The 12,044-nt window shown below is 44.5% G+C and carries 8 protein-coding genes; 5 read left to right on the forward strand and 3 right to left on the reverse strand.

Going from position 1 to position 12,044, the window contains the following annotated elements:
* Positions 1–28: 28 nt before the first annotated feature.
* From PMG71_RS15720 to PMG71_RS15730, 3 genes are read right to left on the reverse strand one after another with little or no spacing between them, the layout of a single operon-like run.
* Complete coding sequence (locus tag PMG71_RS15720; RefSeq protein ID WP_283754655.1) at positions 29–268, reverse strand: hypothetical protein; 240 nt, start codon at positions 266–268, stop codon at positions 29–31.
* 34 nt (positions 269–302) lie between these two features.
* Positions 303–2,189 carry a mechanosensitive ion channel domain-containing protein gene (locus PMG71_RS15725; RefSeq protein ID WP_283754656.1) on the reverse strand — a complete coding sequence of 629 codons (1,887 nt, stop codon included), beginning with the start codon at positions 2,187–2,189 and terminating at the stop codon, positions 303–305.
* Positions 2,186–2,764, reverse strand: a complete 579-nt coding sequence (locus PMG71_RS15730; protein ID WP_283754657.1) for an FHA domain-containing protein — start codon at positions 2,762–2,764, stop codon at positions 2,186–2,188. Before PMG71_RS15730 ends, PMG71_RS15725 begins: the two co-directional genes overlap by 4 nt.
* 143 nt (positions 2,765–2,907) lie before the next feature.
* On the opposite strand from PMG71_RS15730, the gene phnC reads away from it, so the two are divergent.
* The 5 genes from phnC (at position 2,908) to glyS (ending at position 11,894) form a co-directional block, all read left to right on the forward strand.
* Entirely contained in the window at positions 2,908–3,648 is a 741-nt protein-coding gene (phnC, locus tag PMG71_RS15735; protein WP_283754658.1) for a phosphonate ABC transporter ATP-binding protein, read from the forward strand.
* 132 nt (positions 3,649–3,780) lie between these two features.
* Positions 3,781–7,245 (forward strand): PAS domain S-box protein, encoded by a 3,465-nt coding sequence (locus PMG71_RS15740; protein ID WP_283754659.1) that lies wholly within the window; start codon positions 3,781–3,783, stop codon positions 7,243–7,245.
* Positions 7,246–7,348: 103 nt separating this feature from the next.
* Positions 7,349–8,851, forward strand: a complete 1,503-nt coding sequence (locus PMG71_RS15745) for an adenylate/guanylate cyclase domain-containing protein (RefSeq protein WP_283754660.1) — start codon at positions 7,349–7,351, stop codon at positions 8,849–8,851.
* Positions 8,848–9,711, forward strand: coding sequence for a DMT family transporter (locus PMG71_RS15750; RefSeq protein ID WP_283754661.1), 864 nt, complete (start codon positions 8,848–8,850; stop codon positions 9,709–9,711). Before PMG71_RS15745 ends, PMG71_RS15750 begins: the two co-directional genes overlap by 4 nt.
* Before the next feature lie 44 nt (positions 9,712–9,755).
* The gene (glyS, locus tag PMG71_RS15755) at positions 9,756–11,894 is read left to right on the forward strand and encodes a glycine--tRNA ligase subunit beta (RefSeq protein ID WP_283754662.1); all 2,139 of its coding nucleotides are present in this window, start codon (positions 9,756–9,758) and stop codon (positions 11,892–11,894) included.
* Positions 11,895–12,044 lie beyond the last annotated feature (150 nt).

A 12,044-nucleotide genomic window follows, 5' to 3' on the forward strand; every position in this document is an offset into this window, starting at 1 on the left:
ACCATCGCTACGGCGATCGGGGATCTATTTATGATTGATTATCTCGATCCAAATTCTCTAACACTTCAGTCACCGTTTCTAGAGGCAGATCCAATAATTGGGCGATCGTTTCTGGAGATAATCCATAAGTCGCCATCCGAGGAATGTTCTCTAGTTGGGCTTCTTGTCGTCCTTGCTGTTCTCCTTGCTGTTCTCCTTCTTGGAAAGCTTCTTGGTAAACCTTGGTTTGTCGAATATCGCTCAGTCCTAACAGGGTATCAGTTTTCATATTAAGTCCGATTAAATGATGATTGTGATTTTAACTAGCTATAAAATCGGTAAAACTCGTAACTGTCTTGAAAGGGAATATCCTGAAAAGCGTGATGGATGATCTGGCGATCGCACAATACTTGCCCTAACTGCACCGCTTGCCCTTGTTTGAGCTTCAGTTCTTTCATCCACCAATCTATGGCTTCTGCGGCTACAAATACACCGGGATAAAAATTGCCCCGATACCATCGATCCTTAATTTCTATTCCTTCTTGCCCTTGCATTTTCTGCACCAGATACTCCAATGCTGTATCGGTTAACTCTAAAGGGGGAGTGTTCTCTGGTTGTGGATCTTCTTTACTCTTTTGCAAGTGCTGTAAAATTTCGTCTAAATGGCTCGATCGCAAATGTAAATCCCGTTGAGGATAGGGAATTTCCATCTTATAGTAGCGTAGGGCTTTCTCTAAACGAAAATAGAGGTCACTTTTGAGCTTAAACTGTCCGCGAGGTTCCCTAATCCATACCAATAGCTCAAAATCTAAAGAACTCTCTCCAAATCCCTTAAATAACACTTGGGGAGGAGGATCAACCATCACATCTGTATGGGAGTTGGCCGTGTTTATAAGTACCTGGCGAACCTGTTCCGGGTCGCAATTATAGGAGACTCCCACGGGTAATCGCAGCCGCGACACTGGGTTACTATGGCTCCAGTTAATCACCTCCGTCTCCAAAAACCGGGAATTGGGCACAATAATGGAAACCTGATCTAAGGTTAAAATCTGGGTGCTGCGAGCGCCTACCTGTTCGACTGTTCCCATTAAATTAGCGACTTCAACAAAATCACCTGCTTGCACATGGCGCTCAAAGGTAATAATCAAGCCACTAATCAAATTATTGGCGATATTTTGCAGTCCAAACCCAATCCCTACCCCCAACACACTGGCAATAATGGTTAAAGAGCTAACATCTAATCCCCAAATCTGTAAAATAAGTAACAGCCCTAGAAACATGAGTAGGGATTGCACGAGTACCCCTAATACGTCTTGCACGGCGCGATCGGTACTGGTAAAGGCTAGGACACGGGTTCGGAAGAGGCGAGTGAGCGATCGCACCCCAACCCATAACCCGGCGGTTAGTCCGATTAAAGTGAGCAGATCTAGCAGAGAGTAGCTATTCTCATTCAGGGTAAAAATGGGGTCGATCAAACTTTCCAGAATCAGATCAAAAAGCCAATAGCGCGATCGCCGCAACAGGGGAAAGAGATCGGTGAGATAATACCCTACGGCCCACCACAACCCAAACAGCAGCCCAAAACGGACTAACTTAATTAGCCGATGCAGTAATTTTTCCGAAATTTGTAAGTTCCGAATCCGTAATTCTCCAGCCGAGATCCAAGTGCCCAGACGACGCTCTCCTAGCTTGACTCCCTGATTCATCCCTAGGTGAAGGGAGATCGCCGCTAACAGCACCCCCAGCATTACCAATACCGCTTGGCGGAGATACTCACCTGTGCGCTCATACTGAGCTGTCTCAATCTCATTTAAAATCAAAGCGGCATAGCGCCGCGCTTGGGATTCTACCGTTCGCTCTCCTCGCACATCCTGGGGAGTCACGGTTAACAGATAGGAGCGATCGAAACTTAAAATCGCTTGCTCATTATCTGGATCGATCTCGTATTGGGGGGTACTGTTGCGATCTTGGAGATAGGTTTGCAGCAGTTGTTCTAATTTGAGGTTAATCACCTCCGCCCTCTCAGGAGCTGGAAATCCTACAATACCGGTAATTTCAAATAAAACCTTACCATCCATTTGCACGGTGGCCCGTTCTTCGATGGGACTAAAGGGCGATCGCCCCCAACTGGGGTAAGCGACTACAGTCAAAAGACACACCAATAGGCTCACCAGTATCCAACGTTGCGATCGCCACCCCAATTTAATCATTTCTGTAATTCCACCCTCAAAGCCTCTTCTACACCCGGTTTAGAGGGTCTAGACTTCTCTAACAGCCAACTCACTAGGGCCCAAGTTCCCACAGCCAGGCAAACGGCCATCACAGCGCCCATCATACCAACGATCCAGGACTGAGACCACCAAGGGGTGGAAGAGATTTGAGTGGGAGAAATTAAGGTGGATCGGCGGGTGCTTTCGGGTTCCGTGGCTTGTGGATCGTACTGACTCACCAAGGTTAAGGTGATTTGATAGGGGCCAATTTCGATCTGATCCTGACTCTGAAGGGGTAAGGTTCCCTGTTGCAGAAGATGATTGTGTAATCGAGTGCCATTAACACTGTGATCGGTTAATAGAATTTGCTTTCCTTCTAGAGTAATCAGGGCATGGAAGCGAGAGACTTTTTTATGGTTGAGTACCACGGGGGTAACGGTCTGATTTTCTAGGGTTTTGGGCATCGAGACCTCTTCTCGGCCCAAGGCAATCGGTAAGGGAAATACGGGATCTTGGCGATCGCCGGTTTCCGGATCTTGCCAACTTAACTGAATGAAAAATGGCTCCTGAGACATAGGGAAAAGGCAACAGAAGAAAGTATCGGTCAATAACCTGTGCTTCTAAGCTATAGTTTCAGCGTTTAATTGACAACACTGGACGAAAGATTGAGGCATACTACTCCTTAGAGGGGAAAAGTTAAATCTCAGGGATAACGGACTTGCTCAGAGTTGAAGGACTGACTAAAACTTATCCGGGAAATCAGATCGCCTTAGATGAGGTGAGTTTTACCCTGGTTCCTCATCAGTTTACGGCGGTGTTGGGGCTGAGTGGGGCGGGAAAAACGACTCTGATGCGGTCGATTTTACAGGTATTGCCGGTCGATCGCGGTCGAGTGTGGTTAGGAGATCGGGAATTGACCAATACTTCACCCCAGGAGTTACAAGATATTCGCGCTCAGATTGCTTTAGTGGCTCAACAGTTTAATTTAGTTCGTCGTCGCAGTGCCTTAGAAAATTGTTTGGGGGGACGGTTGCGGGAGGTTTCTCTATGGCAGTGTTTAACGGGGAATTTTGGGCGATCGCTCTTACTCGAAGGACTGGCAGCCCTAGATCGGGTTAAGTTGGTGGATGTGGCTTTTCAGCGAGCCGATCGCCTGTCGGGAGGACAACAGCAACGGGTGGCGATCGCCCGCGCTCTGGTGCAAAATGCCCAGTTAATCTTAGCGGATGAACCGGTAGCCAGTCTCGATCCCCAGACTTCTCATCATGTCTTACAGATTTTGCGATCGCTCTGCGAACAAGAGGGGTTAACGGTTTTATGTAATTTACATCAAGTTGATTTAGCCCAAACCTACAGCGATCGCATCTTAGGACTGCAACAGGGAAAATTAGTCTTAGATGTAGCCAGCGATCGACTCACTCCAGAGCAATTGAATTATCTTTACACGGATCTCCGCTAAATTCGTTAATTCAATCCCGATTTACATTTATCATAAGCATAAATAACCGATTCCAGGTTGTAGAGTTCAGCACAAATCCGATCGTTCTGATTGTTTCTCCGTATCCTGTTATTATCTTGGGAATTTGCAAATATGCTGTATCCCTCTTCCTCGTCACCGATCAATATCATTGTCGCCCATCCCCAACCGGAATGTTTGGCTTGGCTCTCTACCTTTCTGGTTGAACAAGGATACTCTGTTAAATGGGCTACTGAAATTTCCCAAGTTTTAACCTTAGTGGATACCGTCGATCCGAGTTTAATCTTTTTAGAAGTTGGGATTTCTAATTTTGCCCCTTTAAAGATTTGTACTGCCCTTCACCCTTATCTAAATGTACCAATTTTAGCCCTAAATTCCTCCGGTGCTTCCGTAGATAAGACTCAGTTCTTTGAAGCAGGAGTTAAAGATTATCTAGTGGCTCCCTTCAACTTGATGGAACTACAGGTGAAGACCGCTAGTTATACTCAGCATCAAAAAACACAGAAAGCAAACCAAGCTTTATCGCGATCTCTCCAGAAAAAAGACTACATTATCGAACAACTCGAAGCCAGTTGGGTACTATCAGAAGAGCGATTTCATAAAATCTTCTTTTCTAGTCCCAGTTTACTTTTTTTGATGAGCTATGAACAGGGAACAATCTTAGAAATAAATGAACACTTCCTGAACTATACAGGCTACGATCGAGCGGCAATAATTGGAGAAGATATATCCCAGTTAAATTCTTTTTTATCTTCTGAAAACTGGGATTACTTACATCAAATTCTCGCCAAAAAGAAAGAAATATCGAATATAGAAATCAGCTTTTTCAACAAAGATCATGAGCAAAAAACAGGTTTAATTTCAGCCCAAGTCATTCAACTCGGAGGACAAAAATATTTATTATTTAATATCAGTGATATTACTGAATTGAAATCCTCTAAGCAGTTATTACAAAATTCAGAAAATCAGCTCGTTGCCATGTTTGGGGCTATGGATGAAGCAATTATGGTATTTAATTATGAAGGAGAATGCATTAAAGTTGCTCCCACTCGCTCCCCCATTCATTCACATCACAATCTTGAAACCATTGCTCCCGCCAAAGTGGCTGAATTTCACCAGTATTGGACACGCCATGTTATCGATAAAAATACGACCATAGAAAACCTTGAATATTGTTGGCCTATGGATGGAGAAGAACATTGGTTTGTGGCGACCATTTCTCCCTTAAAACACAATACAGCTCTTTGGATATGTAGTGAAACTACTGATCAAAAATATGCAGAAAAAAAACTAGGACTACTGGAGCGGGCGATCGCCGCCAGCACCAATGGTATTATTATTAGCGACTCCACTAAACCAGGAAATCCCATTGTCTACGTCAATTCCGGATTTGAAAAACTCACTGGTTATACCCAAGCCGAAATTCTCGGTCGAACTTGCACCATTTTACAAGGAAAAGACCGGAATCAACCTGGATTAACCCACTTAAGACAAGCTCTCAAAGAGAAAAAATCTTGCCGAGTGACGCTCAAAAATCACCGCAAAGATGGTACTGTTTTCTGGAACGATCTCTCCCTCTCTCCAATTTTTAACGAGCAACAAGAACTCCTCTATTATATTGGCGTGCAAACCGATGTTACAGAGCTGAAATTAGCCAAAGATGCCCTTGATGAAAACTATCAAGTATTGCAAAAAGAAATAGAAGGACGCAAACAGATTGAATTAGCGTTGCGGAAGAGTGAAACCCAATATCGTCAGTTGGTTGATTCTGCAAACAGCATCATATTACAAATCGATTGTCAAGGAAATGTTGTATTTTTCAATGAATTTGCTCAACGTTTTTTTGGCTACACCGAAGAGGAAATTATCGGTCAAAACATCAAAGGGACAATTGTGCCCATAAAAGATACAGATGGGCAAAGTTTATATCCGATAATTGACCAAATTTTAGCCAGCACAGAACAGTATGCCACCTATGAAAATGAAAATCAGTGCAAGAATGGCGATCGCGTGTGGGTTGAATGGACAAATCGCGTACTCTATAATGAATCTGGACAAGCGATCGGTATCTTGAGTGTCGGTATGGATGCTACCGCTCGGAAACAGATCCAAATTGCCCTACAAAGTGCCAAACAATCGGCAGAAATAGCAAACCAGACCAAAAGTCAATTTATTGCCCGGATGAGTCATGAACTTCGCACTCCCTTGAACGCGATCCTAGGATTTACCCAAATTCTCAAGCAGGAATCTTTGCTCAGTGGAGAACATCAGGAATATTTGCACATTATTAATCGTAGTGGTGAACATTTATTAGACCTAATTAATGATATTCTCTCTTTATCTAAAATTGAAGCCGGTAAAATCAGTTTAGAAGAAACTTGCTTCGATCTACATCGGTTGGTCTATGAAGTACAGGATATGTTAAGACTCAAAGCAGATCGCAAAGGACTTCGGTTATCGACTCACTTTGATCCCAAAGTTCCCAGTTGGGCGATCGCCGATCAAGGCAAATTGAGACAAATTCTGATGAATCTATTATCGAATAGCGTTAAATTTACTGATCGAGGAATAGTGAGTATTCGAGTCTTTCCCGCTCCTAATAGGGATCAACGTCCAACCCAAGAGTATATCTGGGAAATCCAAGATACAGGTGAAGGCATAGACCCAGAGGAATTACCCTTACTGTTTGAACCCTTTATACAAACTCGCTCAGGGGTGAAATCTGGACAAGGGACTGGACTCGGTTTGACCATTTGTAAACAACTGGTGCAACTGATGGGGGGGGAGATTAAAGTTTCTTCCCAAGTAGATGTTGGCACTTTAGTGACGATGCAACTGCCCTTACGAGAGGTTCATCCAGAAGATATTCCAGAGAAAACGGTGGAAAAACAGCCTATAGCCTTAGCTCCCCATCAACCCATCTATCGAATTTTAGTCGTGGATGACCGTTGGGAAAACCGGCGACTGTTATTGAAACAACTTCAACCCCTAGGTTTTGAGGTCTGGGAAGCAGATAATGGGGAAACCGCCTTAACGCTATGGGAAAATTGCGCTCCTCATCTGATCTGGATGGATCTGCAAATGCCTGTTATGGATGGGTATCAAGCCACTCGTTTAATTCGGATGCAAGAGGAAAAAACTGGCCGAGCTGCCATTCCGATTTTAGCGCTCACAGCCAGTGCATTGGAGGAAGATCAAGTTTTGATTGAGGCGGCTGGATGCAATGAATTAGTTCATAAGCCGGTGACTCAAGCTGTTTTATTGGCAAAAATGAGTGATTATTTGGGTGTGGAATATATCTATGAAACCCCTGAAAATCAGGAGATTGTTCCCCATCCCAGTTATGAGACAGAGAGGACATTATCCAGGGAGCAGTTGATGGAGATGCCGATCGATTGGGTCAATGAATTATATCAAGCTGCTCTTGAAGCGGATGAAGAGTATATCCAAAAATTGTTGCTAGAGATTCCTAATCATCAGTCTGACTTAAGGGAGGCGATCGCCGATTTAGTCGCCCATTACCGCCTGGATCTGATTCTGGAGACCACTCTAGAGGCGATCGAGGGTCAAAGATCTTGATCGGAGTCAGGAATACCAATGTTATAACGGGAAAGAGGCGATCGCAGCTCAGGGGTCTTGGCTATTGCCTTCATAGCCCCATTTTCATTTGGGATTTTAGAGAATGCCAGACAATATTAGTTCACCCTCTTGTCAGGATATTTTAGTCGTTGACGATAATCCGAATAACATCCGATTTTTATCTCGGATTCTCACCGAACAAGGGTATCGTGTTCGCAAAGCGATTAATGGAGAATTAGCCCTCAATGCCGTCCACTTTTCGCCCCCTGATTTAATTTTGCTGGATATTATGATGCCCGATATGGATGGGTATGAACTCTGCGAACGAATTAAATCTAATCCAACCTATCGATCTATACCCGTTATTTTTGTCAGTGCCTTAAGCGGAGATTTAGATAAAAACAAAGCCTTTAAAGTTGGAGGGAATGATTATATCACAAAACCCATCCAAGTTCAAGAAGTTCTTTCTAAAATTAACATTCAACTCAGTCTACTCAATTTGCAACATTTGCTCACCCAAGAAGCACAAGCTCGGCAACAAGCGGAATACAATTATCGCAGTATTTTTGAAAACGCCATTGATGGCATGTTCCAAAGCACTGCGGAAGGTCAATTTATCAAAGCTAATTTAGCCCTGGCTCAACTTTATGGCTATGATTCCCCAGAAGAACTGATGGCTACCATTACCAATATCAATGAAAATTTTTATGTTCGTCCTCAACGCCGAGATGAATTCTTAGCCTACATGGAAATCTATGATTTTGTAGAAGAGTTTGAATCAGAAATTTATTGTAAAAATGGCGATATTATTTGGATCTCAGAAAGTGTGCGTAAGGTGACCAACGATCGTGAAGAGTTGCTCTATTTTGAAGGAACAGTACGAGATGTTACCGAAAAAAGACAGATTGAAGATGAACTTCGCAAACAAAGAAGAATGTCTGAAGAACTGCTGCTGAATATCTTACCTCAATATATTGCTGAAAAACTGAAAAGAAATCGTCATACCATTGCCGATTACTTACCTGAAGTAACAGTTTTATTTGCTGATTTAGTCGGATTCACAGAGCTTTCAGCCAAAATCAATCCTACGGAGCTGGTTACTTTGTTGAATGAAATTTTTTCAGACTTCGATCAACTGACCAATCATTATGGACTGGAAAAAATAAAGACTATCGGGGATGCTTATATGGTGGTAGGAGGATTGCCCGTTTACCAGAATATTAAGCATCGAAAATCAATTGAACGAGTCGCTAAACTTGCTTTAGATATGCAAAAAGTTATCAAAAAATTTAATCGTCCCCGCGTTCTAGAAAAATTCCTGGAAACCGATGACGATCAACCCTTTGAACTGCGAATTGGGATCAATACGGGTGCGGTAGTTGCGGGTGTCATTGGAGTCAGTAAACTGCAACTGGATTTATGGGGAGATACAGTAAATATTGCTTCTCGGATGGAATCCCAAGGGTTGCCGGGGAAAATTCAAGTGACTGAAGCAACCTATGAGCAATTGAAAGACAAGTTTATTTTAGAAAAAAGAGGAATCTTTAATGTGCGAGGTCGAGGAAAAATGACCACCTATTGGTTAATTGGTGAGTGTGAATCATGAAGAATCAATCCCGTTGGCTGGGATGGGGGTGTGCGCTTTTGTGTATCTTGCTGTGGGGTTCCGCTTTTCCGGGAGTTCGCTATGCGGTGCAAACGATTCATCCCCTAAATTTAGTGGCCTTTAGATTTTTGATTGCTGCTTTGATCTTAGCCCTCTTTGCTGCAATTTCCGGCAAAATACGTCTCCCCCATGCTGGAGATTTACCGCGATTATTGCTGCAAGGATGTTTAGGGGTGTCTTTCTATCATTTCCTATTATCTTGGGGACAGACTGTAGTTCCGGCAGGAACAGCGAGCATTTTAAATGCTTCAAGTCCTTGTATGGCGGCAATTCTAGCGACTGTTATGCTCAAAGAATCTTTGCCCCTTCAAGGGTGGTTAGGCATGGCTTTGGGGTTAGGGGGAATGGTGTTGATTGTTGTCGGAAAAGGAGAAGATTTGAGTTTTGCGGCTTCTTCTGGACTGATTTTAATAGCGGCTTTTTCCCAAAGTGTCTATTTTGTCCTGCAACGCCCGTTTTTTAAGCGTTATTCTCCTTTAGAATTAGCCAGTTATACGGTCTGGTTAGGAACATTACCGATTCTCTTCTTTGTGCGATTCCCGGATACGGTGGAAGTGGGTTTAGTGGTGGCTTATTTGGGGATTTTTCCGGGGGCACTGGCCTATATTGCTTGGACATATACTTTAGCGCACTTACCGACGGCCCAAGCGTCGAGTTTCCTCTATTTAGTGCCTATTATTGCTACCCTCATCGGTTGGCTGGTGTTGGGGGAACCGTTAACGCTGAATGTGGCGATCGCCGGTGCTATGATTCTGGTGGGTGTATTTTGGGTTAATCAGAGCCAGAGCAAGGTACACTGAAACTTTGGATAGCCATCATTATCGCTCTCGAAACATCCGGCAATATGTCTACATTCCTCTTAGAAGTGGGTACAGAAGAACTCCCTGCTGATTTTATCACCAGTGCTATCGACCAGTGGCGATCGCTCATTGCCCAAAGTTTAGCAAATGAACTCCTCACCCCCAGAAGTATCGAGGTCTATGGCACTCCCCGTCGTCTCTGTGTCCTGATTGACGGATTACCTCTGCAACAACCTGACCGAGAAGAAGAAGTCAAAGGCCCCCCCGCAAAAGCGGCATTTAAAGACGGCAAACCCACAAAAGCAGCAGAAGGATTTGCCAAAAAACAAGGGGTAAATATAGAAGATTTTGAGATTCGACCCACGGAAAAAGGGGATTTTGTCTTTGTTCGCCAACAGATTCCCGGCCGCTTACTTGCTGAACTGTTGGCTGCATGGGTTCCCCAATGGATTTCTGGGTTAGAGGGAAGACGGTTTATGCGTTGGGGAGATGGCCAAATTCGCTTTCCTCGTCCCATCCGTTGGTTAGTCGCCCTGTTGGATGACCAGGTACTGCCGATTGTACTCGAAAATGGTTCAACTCAAATTGTCGGCGATCGCCTCTCCTACGGTCATCGCGTCCTCCATCCTCAACCGGTGAGTCTTGAGCAAGCATCGGACTATCTAGCAGCCATGGAGTCGATTTTTATTCAGGTTGACCCGCAAAAGCGCGAAGAAATCATCAAAACTCAAGTTAAAGCTTGTGCGGAAAAAGTGGGCGGATATGCCCGTATTTCACCGGATTTACTAGCAGAAGTGACTAACTTAGTCGAATATCCGACGGCAGTGGTGGGCAAATTTGATGATGACTTTTTGCAAATCCCCACCGAAGTCACCACCATGGAAATGGAATCCCATCAACGCTATTTTCCGGTGTTTCAATCGGAAACATCAGCAGAACTCTTACCCTATTTTATTACCGTTTCTAACGGTGACCCCGCCAAATCTGACCTGATTGCCCAGGGAAATGAACGGGTGATTCGCGCTAGACTCGCTGATGGTCAGTTTTTCTATCAAGCAGATTTAGCTCAACCCCTAGAACGTTATGTCGAGAAGCTGGAAACGGTCACATTTCAGGAAAAATTAGGCTCCGTTCGCGATAAGGTGGAGCGCATTCGCACTTGTGTGCGGGTGTTGGCCGAGCAACTCCAGTTAAGCAGTGAAGAGCGGGAATTATGCGATCGCACGGCCCTATTATGTAAAGCCGATTTAGTCACCCAAATGGTGTACGAGTTCCCCGAATTGCAGGGAGTGATGGGAGAAAAGTATGCCCGTGCTAGTGGAGAATCGGAAGCCGTTGCTACCGGCATTCTAGAGCATTATCTGCCCAAAGGGGCTGGGGATAGTTTACCGCAAACTCTGGTCGGTCAAATCGTGGGAATGGGCGATCGCCTGGACACATTAATTAGTATCTTTAGTTTAGGCATGATTCCCACCGGTTCCTCCGATCCCTTCGCCCTCAGACGCGCTGCTAATGCCATCATTAGTATTACCTGGGATGCCAACTTACCCCTCGATCTCCACCAACTGCTCACTGATAGTGTAGCCTCCTGTTGGCCCAATGCAGAGCTTCCCGATTTAGTCCCCACCCTAGAAGACTTCTTCCTACAACGCATCCGCACCCAACTCCAAGAAGATAAAAGCATTGATTACGATCTCGTCAATGCCGTTTTAGGGGAAGATGACCCAGAATACGCCAGTCGTGGATTAGCCGATCTGCTAGACTTGCTCAAACGCGCCCTATTTTTGCAAGAAATCCGCACATCGGGCAAATTAGACGAAATTTACGCCACCGTCAACCGTTCCACTCGGTTAGCGGTTAAAGGAAGTTTGGATAAAGAACAACTCGATCCCGTAGGAGTCGTCAAACCCGACTTATTCGAGCAAGCCTCAGAACAAGCCTTTTACGATGCCATGGTAAAAATTGTTCCCCAAACCCAACGCTGTCAAGAAACCCGCAACTATCAAGATTTAGTCACTGCTTTAGCGGAAATTGCGCCGACGGTGAGTCGCTTTTTCGATGGCGAAGATAGCGTTTTGGTGATGGCTGAAGACGAAAAAATACAAACAAACCGGTTAAATTTACTGAGCATTCTGCGGAATCATGCGCGGGTATTGGCGGATTTTGGGGCGATCGTCAATTAAAGAAAAGGTGATACAGCGCAAAGCGCTGTATCGGTGGACAGTAGGAAAAGATCCCCCCTTGCCCCCCTTAAAAAGGGGGGAATAGGAAAGTCCCCCTTTTTAAGGGGGATTTAGGGGGATCAAGATGTCCCACATAACAGCGAAAACTGC

It is taken from the genome of Roseofilum acuticapitatum BLCC-M154 (genome assembly GCF_030068475.1).
GTDB lineage: Bacteria > Cyanobacteriota > Cyanobacteriia > Cyanobacteriales > Desertifilaceae > Roseofilum > Roseofilum acuticapitatum.